At 40.4% G+C, this 17,246-nt stretch carries 11 protein-coding genes and 1 pseudogene; 6 read left to right on the forward strand and 6 right to left on the reverse strand.

Annotated elements, in window-relative coordinates; translation table 11 throughout:
- Positions 1-173 precede the first annotated feature (173 nt).
- A complete protein-coding gene (locus V7L29_RS22485) occupies positions 174-1,367 on the forward strand; it encodes a serine/threonine protein kinase (protein WP_334736851.1) in 1,194 nt (397 codons plus the stop codon).
- Between the two features lie 273 nt (positions 1,368-1,640).
- On the opposite strand, the gene msrA is transcribed toward V7L29_RS22485, so the two are convergent.
- Positions 1,641-2,309, reverse strand: a complete 669-nt coding sequence (gene msrA / locus V7L29_RS22490) for a peptide-methionine (S)-S-oxide reductase MsrA (RefSeq protein WP_334736852.1) — start codon at positions 2,307-2,309, stop codon at positions 1,641-1,643.
- A 197-nt stretch (positions 2,310-2,506) separates the two neighbouring features.
- Between msrA and V7L29_RS22495 the strand changes: the two are divergent.
- Positions 2,507-2,941 (forward strand): annotated as a pseudogene (locus V7L29_RS22495) (YidH family protein); the annotation flags it as partial.
- Between the two features lie 127 nt (positions 2,942-3,068).
- Here the strand turns inward: V7L29_RS22495 and V7L29_RS22500 are convergent.
- On the reverse strand, positions 3,069-5,246 hold the full coding sequence (locus V7L29_RS22500) for a recombinase family protein (RefSeq protein WP_334736853.1): 2,178 nt from the start codon (positions 5,244-5,246) through the stop codon (positions 3,069-3,071).
- A gap of 78 nt (positions 5,247-5,324) precedes the next feature.
- Between V7L29_RS22500 and V7L29_RS22505 the strand changes: the two genes are divergently transcribed.
- Positions 5,325-6,680 (forward strand): proton extrusion protein PcxA, encoded by a 1,356-nt coding sequence (locus V7L29_RS22505; protein WP_334690363.1) that lies wholly within the window; start codon positions 5,325-5,327, stop codon positions 6,678-6,680.
- Between the two features lie 463 nt (positions 6,681-7,143).
- The gene (gene mltA / locus V7L29_RS22510) at positions 7,144-8,439 is read left to right on the forward strand and encodes a murein transglycosylase A (RefSeq protein WP_334736854.1); all 1,296 of its coding nucleotides are present in this window, start codon (positions 7,144-7,146) and stop codon (positions 8,437-8,439) included.
- 337 nt (positions 8,440-8,776) lie between these two features.
- Here the strand turns inward: mltA and V7L29_RS22515 are convergent, their stop codons facing one another.
- The 4 genes from V7L29_RS22515 to V7L29_RS22530 all read right to left on the reverse strand — a co-directional run bounded on the left by V7L29_RS22515 (position 8,777) and on the right by V7L29_RS22530 (position 14,592).
- Entirely contained in the window at positions 8,777-9,010 is a 234-nt protein-coding gene (locus tag V7L29_RS22515; protein WP_322717408.1) for a DUF3134 domain-containing protein, read from the reverse strand.
- A 534-nt stretch (positions 9,011-9,544) separates the two neighbouring features.
- Positions 9,545-9,973: a hypothetical protein gene (locus V7L29_RS22520; protein WP_334690364.1), complete on the reverse strand. Its 429-nt coding sequence runs from the start codon at positions 9,971-9,973 to the stop codon at positions 9,545-9,547.
- 1,163 nt (positions 9,974-11,136) lie between these two features.
- The gene (locus V7L29_RS22525; protein ID WP_334736855.1) at positions 11,137-12,165 is read right to left on the reverse strand and encodes a hypothetical protein; all 1,029 of its coding nucleotides are present in this window, start codon (positions 12,163-12,165) and stop codon (positions 11,137-11,139) included.
- A gap of 1,317 nt (positions 12,166-13,482) precedes the next feature.
- Entirely contained in the window at positions 13,483-14,592 is a 1,110-nt protein-coding gene (locus tag V7L29_RS22530; RefSeq protein WP_334690366.1) for a substrate-binding domain-containing protein, read from the reverse strand.
- Positions 14,593-15,474: 882 nt separating this feature from the next.
- Between V7L29_RS22530 and V7L29_RS22535 the strand changes: the two genes are divergently transcribed.
- Positions 15,475-15,606, forward strand: coding sequence for a hypothetical protein (locus V7L29_RS22535; protein WP_334690367.1), 132 nt, complete (start codon positions 15,475-15,477; stop codon positions 15,604-15,606).
- 1,006 nt (positions 15,607-16,612) lie between these two features.
- Entirely contained in the window at positions 16,613-17,230 is a 618-nt protein-coding gene (locus tag V7L29_RS22540; RefSeq protein ID WP_334690368.1) for a hypothetical protein, read from the forward strand.
- Positions 17,231-17,246 lie beyond the last annotated feature (16 nt).

The raw sequence follows: 17,246 nt of genomic DNA on the forward strand, positions 1-17,246 counted from the left end.
ACTGTTATCTATAATATATGCGAACAATAATTCGCATTAATTTTCTAGAGAACCCCAAAGTTGAAATCTTCAACTGCTTTCAATAAATTATCTGGCTCTCACAGTTTCTGTAGATAATGACTATCCTTGAATATAAGGGAATCAGATCAACGTAAATTGCCAGCAGGTATCAGATGCTGCAAGCAGAACAAATATTACAAGACCGTTATCAGATCCAGCGCCAACTCGGCAACAATGGAATTCGTCAAACTTGGCTAGCAAAGGATTTACAAGCCTCTAATGGCGAAAATTCTACCGTTGTGGTCAAACTTTTGGCCTTTGGCGGTACTGTACAGTGGGATGATTTGAAACTTTTTGAGAGGGAAGCGCAAATTCTTAAACAGCTAAATCATCCCCGCATCCCTCGATATATAGATTATTTTTGTATCGATGATCGCACACTCTGGTTTGGCTTAATCCAAGAATATATTCCTGGTGAGTCGCTCAAGGAAAAACTTGCTCTTGGCAAAAGGTTTAGTGAAAAGCGAGCTAGAAAAATTGCTGTTGAGGTTTTAAATATTCTCACGTATCTACATGAGTTGAATCCAGGGGTGTTACATAGAGATATTAAACCGAGTAATTTAATCTGGGGCGAAGATAATCGGATTTATTTAGTTGATTTTGGCGCAGTTCAGGATAAAGCAGCAAGAGAAGGCGTTACTTTTACCGTTGTAGGTACTTATGGTTATGCCCCAATGGAACAATTTGGTGGTCGAGCGGTTGCGGCTTCAGACCTCTATGCACTAGGAGCGACTTTAATTCATTTGCTGACTGGAACTTCCCCTTCTGATTTACCTCAGCAGGATTTGCGACTGCAATTTACAGACCGAGTTAATCTCAGTCCCAGTTTTGTCAGTTGGTTACAAAAGTTGATAGAACCCGCTCCCGAACAAAGATTTACTAGTGCCAGCCAAGCGCTAAATGCTCTCAAATCTGGTCTGGCTGTCAAATCTATAAACAAGAATCAGCTTTTACCACTAAAAGAAATAATCAACAATTCTGGATGCGGGATAAATAATCACATTGAAACAGTTCCAGAGGAAATTCTCGGTTGGAATTGGGGCGCATTTCTGATGCCTTGGTTGTGGATGTGGCCGAATCAAGTCTGGTATGGATTGTTTTGTTTTATACCTAATGCTTGGTGGGTAATGGCGATCGCTCTTGGTGCAAAAGGCAATGAATGGGCTTGGAAAAGTAGGCGGTGGCGCAGTATTGAACAATTCAAAGCCCATCAAAGAGGCTGGGCGATCGCTGGTATTTTAATTGGAGCGCCTATTAGTATTATGTTGTGGGTTAGGGCGATCGCTTTGCTCAAAGCTGCACTGTAAGTCCTGTAGGAGTTAGGAGTAGAGACGCGATTAATCGCGTCTGTACAGGAGTTAGGAGTTGGGAGTGAAGAATTATCTTCCTTCGCTGGTATTTGTCTAGTTGTCTCGTTCCCAGTCTCTGACTGGGAATGCCTATTGTGAGGCTCCGCCTCCCTTACTCGCGGCAGAGCCGCAATTGAAGAGCATTTCCAGCCAGAGGCTGGAAACAAGGTTTTAAAAGGGTTTTGATTTTAGATTGACACAAATACACATCTGTGAGTTGCTAGTGCATTTCTATCCACTCACTTGCGATTCAACTACGCCCACAGGACAAGATACGTTTGTCCCTCCTAAACCACAATACCCGTTGGGATTTTTAGCCAGGTATTGCTGATGGTAGGCTTCTGCGTAATAAAATTCAGGTGCATCCAAGATTTCTGTGGTAATCTTGCCATAACCTGCACCGTTGAGAGCTTGCTGATAAGCTTCCCGCGATGCTTCTGCTAGCTGCTTTTGACTTTCAGAATATACATAAATTCCCGAACGATACTGAGTGCCAGCATCATTACCTTGGCGCATTCCTTGGGTAGGATTGTGGCTTTCCCAAAACACTTTGAGCAGTTCAGAATAACTAATTACTTTTGGATCAAACACAACCAACACCACTTCATTGTGACCAGTTCGCCCACTACATACCTCTTCATAGGTGGGGTTGGGTGTGAACCCAGCAGCGTAACCCACTGCGGTGGTGTAAACTCCTTTCAGTTGCCAGAATTTGCGTTCTGCACCCCAAAAACAGCCCAAGCCAAACATTGCTTTCTCTAATCCATCGGGATAAGGAGCTTTTAAAGGATTCTTATTGACATAATGAGCAGCAGGTACTGACATAGACTGTGCCCTTCCTGGCAAAGCTTCCTCAGGTGTGGGCATAACTTGCTTTTTGCCAAATCCGAATAGTGCCATTGATTTTGACTCTGATATATATCTTTACCTTATTTCCTATTGTAAAGATTCTAGCGATCGCTTGGGGTTTTCTCAGAATCGTGACTGGGCTGTGTTGACTTTTACAGATGCGTCTCGGCGTTTAATCTTTCACTGATAATGCTATTCATCAATGTGATGGATACTTTTCAAAGGGAACTTGGCGTCAGAAGATACTCATGGATAAAATACCGAAAATTGACCGTCAAAGGGAGCATCAAGCGAACGAACGTACCTTTCTTGCTTGGCTACGCACTTCTATTGCATTGATTAGCTTTGGTTTTGCGATTGCGCGATTTGGTATATTTTTGCGCCAGCTGAATATTGCTCTTACTCAACAAGAACCTCCGGTAAATCCATTATCCAACTCGGAAAATTTGGGTCTGGCTTTGGTAATTTTTGGAATTTTGGCTATTGCATTAGCTGCGTGGCGATACAACCAAGTTTTCTGGCAAATTGAACAAGGCGATTATAGACCAAATAGATTAATGGTTTGGATAATGACTGGAGTAGTAATTATTTTGGGATTTCTCAGTATTCCTTTGCTTTTAAAGCGTGATCAAGTCCCTTCTCATTCTCCTGTTCCAATTCAACCACAGTCCCGAAATTTGCAAAGATCAACCCCAAACTTCAATGTTAAAAAGGGGACAATTACTACTCTATACAAACAAATATATTGCAAGAAGATCCCCGACTTTTTAAAGAAGTCGAGGATCTGAGTTTCTCACAGCCCGAAGACATTCAATTTACAGTAGCCTCAGAAATAACCGTTACACAGGCATTTACTAAAGGTAACAGCGGCCCTAGTTGCTCTTGTCCATTCACTGCTAAATCGCTGTGACACAAATAAACTCTCTCGGATACACGAGATAGTAAATCAGTCAAAATCCTTCGCAGTCGTTGTTCTTGTGCCAATTTCTCATCTTCTGCTGTCCAAGGTTCGCCTAACCTGTCTCGCAGGAAAAACGGCGCACCAAACAAAGTCGCTGCACCACCTTTTGCCCATAGAGGTGAACCAGCGTCCAGCCAAAAATGCCAGCGGTGCGATCGCCTACTAGATCGATATTGAAATATGGTTGCTAAGGTGACAGCCTTTCTGGCCCCACCGATGGGACGCACAGGGTAAGAGTTGGCGGTGATTGTACCACGTCGCAGTAGTTGAATGAATTCGATAATAGTTGTCTGAGGCGTTGTTTCAACTGGGGCAATTTGCCGTAATCTGGTGTCAATTTCCCAGTAGTGTTGGGCGGTTTCTAATAATTCTCGCAGTGCTGCTAGTTGTTCGTAGGGAAGATTGCTCCCATTCCACAAAAAGCGCACAATTGCTCTGTCTAAAAGGGAAATGGGACTGGGAATTAAACGCAGTTCTTGTTGCGATCGCTGCTGTTCTAACCACTGTAATATTTCACTATAAGTTGTGGTCGCTGCATAGCCGATTCTATCCCAGCGCTCAAAGGCTGACACTGGTAGCAAGTTGGGGCGATCGGGATGGGGTACAAAGCAGTAATCTGCAAGCAAACCAGCACGTACCGGGTCAATATCAGTAGAGACGCGATGAATCGCGTCTGTAGAGTTTTCAGGTGGTTGTTGTTTCCTGCTCAATACAACCAGCATTTCTGCCACGGCATCCCGATCTACGAGGCGTCCCAAGCCGGGATAAACTAGTGCCAGCATGGTGAGTAAGGCGCGAATGACGGGTGAACTAATTAGGGGACGTTGGTCATTGAGCGATTCTACTTGAATCTTTTGCTTGACGAGGATTTCTACTAGAGTATAACGAGCGATCGCATCTAAACCTGGTGCAATAATCGCCACTTGTTCTGGTTGCACTTGCTGTGATTGGATGGCATTAGCAATTACCTCTGCTGTTTGTCGCAATAATTGGGCGCGAGAGGTGGTTTGAATTGAATGTACAATTTCAGGTAAACTCAACAGTACCATCGGTTCTGTGACTAATTCCACCATCTGTTTAGCTTGCTCACCAAGGGACTCAGGAGGCGGCCCGGTCAAGATTTCTACTCGACAACGCTCTGCTAGCCCTTCTAGGTAGTTGGGGTCTGCTCCCAATCCCAATCGTACTGCACCGTCGGGATTATAGCTAAACGCCCCGACTGCGCCTTGATCCAACAGCAACTCAAACAAAAGACGCGCTACGCTAGGATAATCATCAACATCATCCGCCAGTACCGCCTGATAACGTTTAGTTAGATGCTGCTGGTAATTGCGATCGCTTAACAAATGCTGACTATAAAGTTCAGTAATAATCCCATAAGTCAGTAACCCCCTCTCTAAACACCAGTTACGCCAATCTAAAAGCAAAGAGGCTAGAAATTCCGGCTCTAAATTTATAGTATTTTCCCGCAGACCCCTTGTCAAAATATCGGCAATATCTTCGCAATGTATACCACCGTAAGCTGCTAATTGCAATAAGTCTAGGATGCGACGCACCAAGCGAGATTCATTCACTCCCGCAACACGTAAAATTTCTTCGTCTAATTGGGGACGCCAGAGTTTGGTTGCTAACTCTTGTTCCGTTTCTGGCCGCAATCTTACCGGAAACTGTGCCTTCAGGCTCAACGAGTTAATTAGCAACGGCCAAAATAAAATAACTTCATCCTGGAAAAAACCTAGTGGCGTCTTGGCGCGAACCGGATATTTTCCTAAAGTCGATGTAACAATTATATCTCCTAACTCTCGACGATTATCATCATTGGCAGCTAAGACTAAAACTCCTGGCTCTGTTTGTTTAAGATATAAAAATTCGGGTATTTGAACGCCTTTTCTACGTCCTGGCTTTTTAGTATAAAATGATTCAGTATACTGCTTTTCAGGTTGTACCCAACTACAAAATTGCTCTACCAAGCGAGCCGTCTTACCACTGCGGCTAGTGCCAACAATCCAAACCGAATGAGAAACCACAAACTTTCTCCTTGTAGATTTGCTAGTATACCTCGTGCGTTAACTTAAGGTTAAGAATTGCCAAATAATGCTGGATGATTGTCTGCAATGAAAAACTCTGTTTTTAGCCAAAAAATCTATTCTTTCTTACTCGCTGCTTATCGATGGTACTTACAGACTCCTGAACGTTCTTTACATGAGGCTTATGATGCAGCATTAAAGATTAAGGAAATAGAAGATAAGCATTTCAATGGTAATAAAATAGACATTGACTCAGCCATGTACAGTAACAGCGTGATGGATTATTTTGAGTCAGACCTAAAAAAGTTATTAAAAACTGTGAGGATGCGGCTGACAGAGTTGAGAGCAAGCCGTTGGTTTTTAAATGAAGAAAATCAAAAAGCTGCTCAGAAAGCAGGTATAGAGTATCTGAGTCCTTCTTTAGTTTTGGAAAAGCTAAACTTCATCGATCAAGTTACATCCAAATACACAACAACTTCTGATCAAATAACTTCCAAAGCTTTAGTAGTCAAACCTCCAAATCTACCAGTTAACTCTGTGATATCTGACGACAAGTCGCTGCTTGTCAATACTCCAACATTACCACCCAAAATACAAACTCCAGACTGGCAGAAAAAACCAAAACCAAAGAGTAAAACTGATACAACGGGCGTTTTACCACGCTCTATTTTAAGTACTATTACTCGTCTGCAAGTTGAATTAGACCCTAATTCTGAACAAGAGGTAATTCAAAATTTTCGTCAAGCTCAAAGAAGAACAATAATATCTATCAGGTTTATTTTACTATTAATTATCGTACCACTTTTAACACATCAGATAGCAAAAGCTTTCGTTGTAGGACCAATTATTGAGCGGTCTAGAGACACTGAGCAAATGCAGATATTCCTCAATTCAGAAATGGAAGAGGAAGCCCTTGAAGAATTACAAAGATTTGAAGAAAAGGTCAAGTTTGAAAATCTCATTAGAAATGCCCCTCCACTGTTGCCTGAACAGATAGAAGTAGAACTAAAAAAGAGGGCTATTGAGCTTTCTGAAGAATTTCGTGACGAAAGCTCTAATGCAATAAAAAATGTTTTTGCAGATATTTTCTCAGTCACTGCTTTTATTTGTCTTTTAGTCGTCAGCAAGTCTTCTATTGCTGTGATCAAAGATTTCTTTGATCATATTGTTTATGGACTTAGTGATAGTGCCAAGGCATTTATTATCATTTTGTTTACCGATATATTTGTAGGTTTCCACTCTCCTCATGGCTGGGAAGTACTCTTAGAAGGTGTATCGCGTCATTGGGGATTACCAGCAAATCGAGATTTTATCTTCTTATTTATTGCTACATTTCCAGTGATTTTAGATACCATTTTCAAATACTGGATATTCCGATATTTGAACCGGATATCGCCTTCAGCAGTTGCCACTTACCGTAATATGAATGAATAAGGCATTAAGCATTGGTGAGCCAGTGGGTTGGGAGGTTCTCTCCGTTGTAACAACTGGTGTCAAAAACAAATAACAAACAATCTTTGATTATGTTTTGCTTTATTGCCGTCTACCTAGTACAGCACGGCGGAAATAAGCAGACTATTGAAAAGCCCTAAAGAGCTTATTCCATAATACTTTTGACTTTTGACTTCCGCCTTGCGGTACTAGTGCAGCGGGCGCGTAAATCCAGCTACTATCTCATAATAAGACTTGGGGCTTAAACCCCTTGTTAAAGGTAGGCAAACTTCCGCCACAGTGTAGTATTAGTCTGTGTCATGAATTTTCAGAGGTTCGTAGTGAGTGAGAAATCGCTTAATTTAAAATGCTATATCTGTTGAGTACGAACTTTCACAACCCATCAACACTAATGACATAAACCACTATTTACTGGAGTATGGGAAGACAAAAATTTTTAATTTTGATGAGAAAGATATCTGCTGGGTTAGGAAAGTTTAACAAAGTTATTGCCATCAGCTTACCTGTGGTTTTCTCGATTTTGCTGGTGCGGATGCCATCTTTAGTGCATCAAGAACTCAGCCCGCCAGAATGTCGTGTGAAAAAGTGGGATATATCAATGTCCTTGACTGCTAAAAATCAAAATGCACTTACACAAAAGCAAAAAGCACCATTAATTCAGAGATTACCAGTTACTTGTTGTCAAGGTGATAGCTCTTGTTTGGATGAAGTACTCTATGGACAAATACCAGACAAAAAGGCATTGTTGAGTGCGATCGCTCACAGTCTCCAATACCTGCAATCAGCTAATGCTGTGGCTGCTTATCAAAACTATCAGGTGGCTGAGATTACGCGCGATCGCGTCTTAAAAAGCTTGAAAAGATTCCGCGAACTCCTATTAAAAACTCATTCTGCAACAGAATTACATCAAGCCATCGAGCGGGAATTTGTTCTTTACCAGTCAGTCGGTCAAGACACCAAAGGTTCTGTTTTATTCACCGCCTATTATGAACCACTTTACGCAGCCAGTCGTGTCCCCACAACAGAATATCGTTATCCTGTTTATCGATTACCTCCTGATTTAAACTCCTGGCCTAAGCCTCATCCTACACGCTTGGAATTAGAAGGAGCAGATGGTTTACAAGGCGCTAAAAATAAATTGCGAGGATTAGAGTTGTTTTGGTTTCGCGATCGCCTCGAACCATATCTAGCTCAAATTGAAGGTTCAGCCAGACTTGTGCTTCCCGATGGTACTCAAACAACAATCGGCTACGCTGGTCATATTGCTTATAACTACAAAAGCATTGGGCGAGAATTAGCAAATGATGGCAAATTACCGCTACAAGGTATGACTATGCCAATTATTCTCGACTATTTTCAAAAGCATCCCCAAGAATTAAATACTTATATTCCGCGTGATCGCAGCTTTGTTTTTTTTCAAGAAAATCACGGTGAGCCAGCCCAAGGTTCTATCAACGTACCACTAACAGCGGAGCGTTCTATTGCTACAGATAAATCCCTTATGCCTCCTGGCGCTTTAGCGTTGATTCGCACTTCTATTCCCTTTGTTAATCCTACCGGAAAAATCAAAGAGCGCATCGTTAGTCGCTATGTTCTTGACCAAGATACTGGAGGTGCAATTAAAGGTGCAGGTAGAGTAGATTATTTTTTAGGTACTGGTAAATTAGCAGGCGATCGCGCTGGTGTTACTGTCAGCAATGGACAATTATTTTATCTATTACTTAAGTCCAAGAATAAGTAGGTCGGCGTAAATAATTATCGTTGGGATAAGGCAGTTCTTGCTGAGGACAATAAGGGTTTGAGCCTTGTTTACTTTTCTTCACACAGTTTGTTTTATTGTGCCAACTTACTTAAAACACACTCGCATTTTAATACTAAGATTCCCGACTTCTCTAAAAAGTCGGAAATCTTAACCTTTCGGCGTAAATGTGGCTCGCTCTAAGCGTACCCCTGCTCTTAAGCAAGCTACGCGTTAGCGTCTTGTAGAGAAGCTATGCCGTTGGCGAAGCCTCTCGTTCGTGTTAGCGTCTCTGAAAGAGAAGAGAAGGCTTTACGCTGCGCTAACGGCAGTTCCTCTACTAGGCTTCTAAATCCATATCAGCATCGTCATCGTCATGATCATAAGGGATATCGTCAAGGTCTATCATTTCTGAAATTTCTTCTACTTCATTTAAATACTCAGATTCTTGATGTTCACGCTCTATTAGACGACCAGTTGACTTTAGCCATTCTAAGAGAATAAACTCATTACTTGTACGAATTACAGGCGCTCGCTGGTTACGAGGTTCTTCACGCAAAGGACTTGTAGGCATAAAAAAAACTCACTTTGAATTACGGGTCACTGTACAAAAACAAAAAAATTGTACACAAGGGTTAAAAGTCTTGTATAACAAGTCTTTTCTCAACAAATGAAATATGAACCATTGAGTTTTTCATCTTAAATCTGTCTAGTACGTCGGGCGCGTAAATAGCGCAAAGTCGAGCCAGTCAGTTGGTGGGGTTCCCCCACTTAAAGGAACTGGCGTTGAGCGGCGGTTCCCGCCGTTGGCGTAGCCCGCCTTCTCTACGAGACGCTGCGCGTTCGGCATCAATTAGCGCAGCGTAAAGCCTACGGCATAGCAACTCTTAGAGACGCTAACGCGTAGCTTGCTTCCCCGCAGGGGTACGCTTAGAGCGACGCAGGAGTGTCACTTTGCAGGACGAGTAACCATTTAAAAACTCTAAAAATCCCATTCCATAATACTTTTGAATGAGTGACTTTTGGCTTTTGACTTGCGGTATTAGTTACTTACGATCAAAATGTCTTCGCGTCAGTCCTAATAATAAATCTTCAAACGCACGCTATCTCACAAGGCATTTGGTAGCTTGGCGAGAGTTTCATACATATTAGAGGGCAATGCAGACAATCTGTTCGCTACAGCGACTGCATCAGCTAAGTTGCTAAATTGACACCGAACTATATCTTGTCCATTTCCTGAAGGGAATCGCTTCCTAGCTTTGTTAGATACAGCACAAATAATCGCTAAAGCTTTGGCGAAACCGTCTTTTGTCAAAATTGTTTCTTGAGCGAACCCTTCCACAGGGATAAGGCAAACCTCAAATCGATAGCCTGGTCTGGGAGAAACAGCTATGTCGATATATGGTTTATCTTCTTTCCTGATTCGGCGTAAATATTGTGCTGTCGAATTAGAATCGTGCAAATCAGTCCCAAGGGCGTAAGTAAAGAAACAATCTTCTGTGAGGGATTCAGGACGGGTAATTATATCCGTTGGCATAAGTTTAAGTACTATCCGTATGTTGCCTGGCTTGGTTACAAACTTTACTGTGTAATTCCATTTACTTAAGCAGTTGCTACCCAGATTCCCGATTTATTCAAGAATAGGACTTACGCACAGGTAACGGAAAACGTAGACGCAAAGCGGCTTGCCGCAGGCTACCATAGAGAACACAGAGAAGCCAGTGCGTTGGGCGGGTTCCCTGACTTGTTCGCTCTTAGGGTTCCCACAGGGTAGCAACTGCGCGACACGGAGAAAGAGAGTTTGAGAGGGTTTTTGCGTAAGTTCTAAAGAAGTCGGGGATCTAAATCTAGCTTAAGTAAGTACCATTCCAGTTTACTATCCGTTGTTATTAAGACGTTTTTTTGACACTTATATCTATCAGTTTCACGCCATGTATTCCAATACAGCAATATAAGCTGACATAAAACACCTCCAGAATCAAGGGGTGTAGAGATTTAGATTCGGAGAAGCGTCCATATAGTCAGTCACATGACCGAAAATATTTCTCAACATATTTAAATTATAACATAGTTGACCGTTTAACTTTTTTCAACTACTCTGACCGATACATATTCCGTCACCAAAAACGATAGGGTTGTATTCAATTGCGACTTTTAGATAAATACATTTTTTAAGTAGTTTTAATTTTTACTAAGCAGAGTTATAGCTAAGGGATAAATACTGATTGCGATCGCATGATCTCATTAAAGTAGGGTCGTTAATTGGTCTTCAGTACCAAAGCCAAAGTTTTTCCGGCTTTGGTGAGAATCCAGAATTGTTGGAAAATCAAACGTGCTATGGCCAATGGGTCTAAGTTCCATCTTTAACTCGGCGCCAAAGTTAAAATAATTTATCCTGTAGTTTTACCAAAGCATTTTAATTTCCTTTGAAACTCTGGGACAATACTTTTCAAACATCCTCTAAGTTGAAAATAGCACCCAAGTTTTCACCGAGTAGATTACAGGCTGCATTTGAACAACCTGAAAGTGCAATTCTTTTAAATGTGACTAGGGGTGTAACTGTAACCTAGAGTCAAGCTTGACTCTTTTTTGAATTGCATCCATCAACGTTTCCTTGAATAAAGGTAATTATTCACTACCCCCTGCAAAATGCTCGAAACCCTTGATTTATCGTTGAGAGTTAGGGGGGAGTGTGAAAGGTTACCTAAAGCCTGATACAGTAGCAAGATCGCAAGACAAAAATATATTAGGAGTGTTTCCAACAAAGCGACAGTAATCAGCACGTTTATCCCGATTCACATCAGCAAGAAAGCGAGGCAAATTTTCATATCCCCGGTCTATTCCTGTGATTGAGTTAAACTCATATTGGTTTGTACTAAAGCCTGATGCAGTAGCAAGATTGCAAGACAAATATATATTAGGATCTCCAACAAAGCGACAGTAATCAGCACGTGTATCCCCATTCACATCAGCAAGAAAGCGAGGCAAATTTTCATATCCCCGATCTATTCCTGTGATTGAGTTAAACTCATATTGGTTTGTACTAAAGCCTGATGCAGTAGCAAGATTGCAAGACAAATATATATTAGGATCTCCAACAAAGCGACAGTAATCAGCACGTGTATCCCCATTCACATCAGCAAGAAAGCGAGGCAAATTTTCATATCCCTGATCTATTCCTGTGATTGAGTTAAACTCATATTGGTTTGTACTAAAGCCTGATGCAGCAGCAAGATTGCAAGACAAATATATATTAGGAGTATCTCCAACAAAGCGACAGTAATCAGCACGTGTATCCCCATTCACATCAGCAAGAAAGCGAGGCAAATTTTCATATCCCTGATCTATTCCTGTAATTGAGTTAAACCCATATTGGTTTGTACTAAAGCCGAATGCAGTAGCAAGATTGCAAGACAAATATATATCAGGACTGTTTCCAACAAAGCGGCAGTAATCAGCACGTGTATCTCCATTCACATCAGCAAGAAAACGAGGTAAATTTTCATATCCCTGATCTATTCCTGTGATTGAGTTAATATCTTCTAAATTTGAAGTGACACCCAATATAGAAATTGCATTCTGAGTTAAGGCTAAAGAATTTGCAGTAACTACGAAAACAATAACTAGCAGAGTGATAAAGGTAAACTTCAATATAGGTTTTAGGAAATTTATTTTGATAAACCTTTTTGGTTTGTAACCTGTTTGTGTATTTGTAGTTTTAGCCTGCATCTGCTGACAGTTTTTCATGGTGTAATCACTCCGAATTTTGAATTAATTATTGTAACTGTTCATACTCCAGCCTATTGGCACGGCTATTTCATTCTATTTTTAAGGCAGTTTTTACGAATCTTTTTGGTAAAAACAATAATTTAGCAATGAACTTAATTTTCAAAAATGCCCATTTGATGAGAATTAACCCGTCAGCATAAAACGTGATATCTTTGAATGAAATAGCCTTGGGCTATTGGTGACAAGTTAAGGTTATAAACTATTGTTTAATAATGGAGTTACCGTGCCGATTCGGGTTTTTTGTACGCTAATAAAATAATCTAAAAATTTTACCTTGCTAAATTTCTTGTAATCTGATATAAATTTAGTAGAAATCATATTACATCTTATGTATATTCTTTCTTGAAGGTTAAAGGAAATTAACATTTAGCATCGCCGCATCTAAAAGTTCAAAGATGAATTACACTCCTGGAGCGATCGCTTCACCCTAAAGAATTGGTAACTGCTCACAGCAATAATAGAAGCTTGTTGAGAATAGAGTGAAAACAAGCCCACACAAATGGTTTTGCTTATTAAGCTTTTTTTTAGACGTTTTAATAAATATTTAATAGAGTTTACGCAGTTTACAAATTAATCAGCGTGTGTATCAACGAAAATATGTTGTTTCAGCATTTTATTAGTTGCGTAGGCGTATAGCGCAGCGTTCGCGTTCGCGGAGCGCCTCGTAGAGAAATGGTAGCGTACCCTTACAGGGGAGCAAGCTAGGCGCAGCGTCTTGTAGAGAGAACCGAGCGTCCGTAGGAGCGTCACTTTTCAAAACAGGCGTCGCAAAAAAATAACGGAAAATCGATGATGCTGCGATCGCAGCACTTGAGGAGGAGTTAAAAACAGGAAAAGGCTTTAGTAGCTATAATCCCTATTCTATCGTTGACACATTAAAAGTATGTTTTGTCAATGTTATTTGAGATGCGCTTACCCTGAATATCAAATCCAAATCAAGTGTCAAACTGGCAATTATAAATAACCTTAGCAGTATGCCACAAGCTACTGCTAAGGCGCAAAGTAAAGAAAGTTAGGATTTCACGAATCTTTTAGGACTGCTATAGTTAATAGCTGTTAAAATTTGCCAACAAAATTAACAGCTGAATTCTCCAATAGGCTGTTAGGTCGATTTATAAACCTAACTTCAAGGAGAAGAACTTACAGCAGTTTTCATGTATTTGAACCACATCTGTCGTAGGGGCACAGCATTGCTGTGCCCCTACCGCGTGGTCTATTTACCTGAAAATAGCTGTAAAACAGCATCTACGCAACTATTCAAAACACACCTTTAGACGCAGTTTTAATGCTATTGGGAAGAGGAGCATATCCGAGAGATGTAGCTAAAGCATCCCCAGCTGATCCGAAAGCCGAGTTGATGAAGGTTTTAAAACCATTTGCTATGCTAGCATCTGAGTAAAACAGCAAATAACTTGCTGTGGAAATGGGATAAGCACCTGAACCGGTGGGATCGCTCAAATTATCAATTCTAATCAGCTTCTTATTAGTACCGTATTTTACAACAGTCCCACCTTCAATAGCCTTTTGAATTGCATCTGATGAAGGAGGAGTGTAATTACCTGCCTTGTTACGTAAGACCGCGGCAGCTAGACCTTTACTTGAGCGCGTAGCACTATCCACATAACCAATTGCACCTTTAGTACTTGCGATCGCAGTGGCTACACCTCCGCCACCATTAGCGCCAATGAAAGTGCTTGGCCAATTAACAGTTGTACCCACTCCTCTATTCCATACATAAGCTGATGGAATACCTGGAGTCCCAGCAGGCTTACATGCAGCATTGAGATGACTGGTTAAAACAAAAGTGCTACCACTTGAGTCAGTACGATGTACAACTTTGATGGGTACATTAAGTGCTATTTGGCGACCGTTATCAGTACTAATACTCTGATTATTCCAATTTGTGATGCTACCGTTCAAAATACCACAGTAACTAGCTCGTGAAAGCTTAATTCCACCTGCTGGTACAGTAAGGCCACTAGCGTTATAAGCTAATGTGATTCCAACACCTATCACAGGCACTTGGACGTAACCACGACCGCCAGTAACCTTTTCTGTTCCTGCTACAGGGTCGTCACTAGCTGCAAAAGTGATTGGGCTAGGAGTACCAGCTGGTGGGGTTTGAGTTAAAAAAGCTTTTAACCCTGCGCCACTACCATTTGCAGTATATGTGTATGTGAAGCCCGGAGCGACTGTTTTTAGACCTGTAAATAAAGCATTTACAGTACTTGCACCTGCACCATTACCTAAAGAGGTCGCAGCTAGAGATATCAGACTAGCAGATTGACCTACTACTAAACCACTTGCTATGGCAAGTACAGAAATTGAATTTACCAAATTACTCAGGCGTTCGCGATAAAAAGCCATGTCAAGCTCCTTCAAATTAATTTCCGGTTCAACACAATATCAAATCAAATCAAGCGTCAAACTGGCGATTATAAATAACCTTCTATAAGCACAAACAATTGGCATTAATTAAAAAGGTTATTAATAAATCCAAAGTTTTCACAAAGCTCTGAAGAATGTAGAGAAAATTAAAGGCAAAGTTTTAAAGGATGGAGAGAGCGTTAAGCTATTGCTCATCCACACTCTGACATGATTATTTGCTAGTTAAAAACTCTACATTCGCAAAGTAAGTTTGTATAAATATTCAGTGGCTTTAGTATAAGAGAGTAGTTACTAGGTACTATGAATCATGCCTCAATTACCATTCTCAGTCTTTTATACCCTTTTAAAAAGCCATGTTTAATTTTACCCACTTACTTATTTAGGATGGCAATTTTATCTAAAAATTATGAAAATCACTTTCTTTAATGGAGACGCGCAGCAGTATGCCACAAGCTACCGCTAAGGTGCGAAGTAAAGAAAGTCAGGATTTCACGAATCTTTTAGGACTGCTATAGCTAATAGCTGTTAAAATTTGCCAACGAAATCAACAGTATAATGTTAAGGTTAAGCTCAAGTCATGATCGCATTATGAAATGATTAAAAAGTTTAAAGATATTTGTATAATTTAGAGGTATTTTAAAAGGGGTTTTTGTAACGAGCTATTATTATCTTTTCAGAGAAAAATATCGAGTTTTCGCTTATAAAATCTGGTTTTGCTTATTAGGCTTTTTTTAAACGTTTTAATAAGTATTTAAGATAATTTACGCAGTTGACAAATTAATCAGTGTGTATATCAACGAAAATACGTTGCTTTCAGAATTTTATCAATCATCCTTTTATTATAGGATTTACGCACAGGTAATGGAAAACGTAGACGCAAAGCGGCTTGCCGCAGGCTACCACAAAGGACGCAAAGGTCACGTCGCTTCTCTACGAGACGCTGCGCGAACGCTCCGAATTCAAAATTCACGGATTCGTCTTGGAAAGTTTTGAGCGGAGGAAACCTCCGCTCAAACTTTCCGCAAAATTCAAACATTTTTAATCCCCATAAATAAATTTAGGCGAAGCACTGAGCGTAGCCTACGTGGGCCTAATTGAGGACGCCGTATTTCTCTCTACGAGACGCCAAGGGCGAACGCGCAACGCGTCTCTACATACATATTTTTCTTCTTTATAAATTAAGTTTAGGGGCTTGTATCCTTTCCTTTGTCGGCGACGGAGGAATAAGAGTTTGAGAGGGTTTTTGCGTAAGTCCTATATTAGTTGCGTAGGCGTAGCCCAACCCAGGCGTCGCAAAAAAATAGCTGAAAAATCTAGTTATAATACCAGAAATCTATACTGCGTGTTTAATGTTTTCTGTCAGCAAGGAAGTTAGAGTATCTTTTTTGACAATGAACAAATTTGTAAACATTCGGAATATTTAGGCAAAAGAGTAAAGCGTGGTCTTTTTCGTGCTAGGGACGGTAGACTGATTAACGCGCAGATGAATTGTAGTGCTAACATAATCTCCAAAAGCATTCCCGAAGGTCTTTGCAGATGGGATATTGTAACCACTGCGTTGCGAACTTACTTAAAGTTGTAGTAAGGCATGTAGTAAATTGTAGTACGCAAGGAGAGCATAACACTTCACAAAACTGTTGCTTGGAGGAATAAAATGTTTTCTATAGAACTTGTAACTCTGCTCCTAAGCATTTCTCGTTTTTTAGGAGATTCCCCAGCCTCTAACTGAGGCAAAATCGCTGGAATAGAAAAGTTTAGGAGGACTGTAACAGTTCTGGTTTAAAGCTAAAAACCTAGTTTTTCAAACCACGCATACTTACTTTTTAAACTAAATTTAATATTTCTTTAAGTTAACTTAATAATAGTTTGTATATAATGTAAAACTTTAACTGCGACTTGATAATTTTGATTAAAAATGAATATTAAATCATGTTAAATTATAATAACTGTAAAATTTTAGACAACCACCCCTCATAGTACACCAGAGGAAAATTAGCAAATGTCTAGACAAAGTTCTCACGAGAGAAACTTTTTCAAAGCTTTAATTATTAGTGCGGTCAAAGGATCTCATAAGTTAAGACTAGGACTGGAATCCGGCCTGATTATTCTGGTTGAATCTATACCTTTTTTGATTGCTTGTGCTGTACTTGTAAGCGTTATCAGCCTAAAAAGTCCTATCCTGCTTTTTTGTTTACTAGTTGGTAGTTTAATTGCAGTCATCACCCAGCAAATTGGGCAGCAGATGAATTTACCAAGGCGATCGCTAATATTATTACAAATTTTAGCAGCAGCCGTAATTCTGAGTTTGTATTGGTTAGACTGGTTTGCAGCCCCTGCACAAGCACAGTTTTTTGGAGAAGCTGAAAAGTTTTTCAAAAGAAACTTAGGTGGAGCACAAGCAGCTGGTGGTGGTAGCGAGACAGCAATAAGTTTGATATTTAATATATTGCGGGCGATATACTTACTCTATATTGCAATTTCTCTAGTTGGTGTGATTAACGCAGTGCGTAAGGATGAAGATTGGCAAAGTATTGCCAGAACTCCTCTATTAGTCGTTGTTGCTGTTACCATTGCTGATGTACTCACACGCTTTGTAATTGGCCCACAAGGGCAGTAAATAATTTAGATATTTC

Origin of the sequence: Nostoc sp. (assembly GCF_036916575.1) — a bacterium.
In the GTDB taxonomy this organism is placed as follows: Bacteria; Cyanobacteriota; Cyanobacteriia; order Cyanobacteriales; family Nostocaceae; genus Nostoc.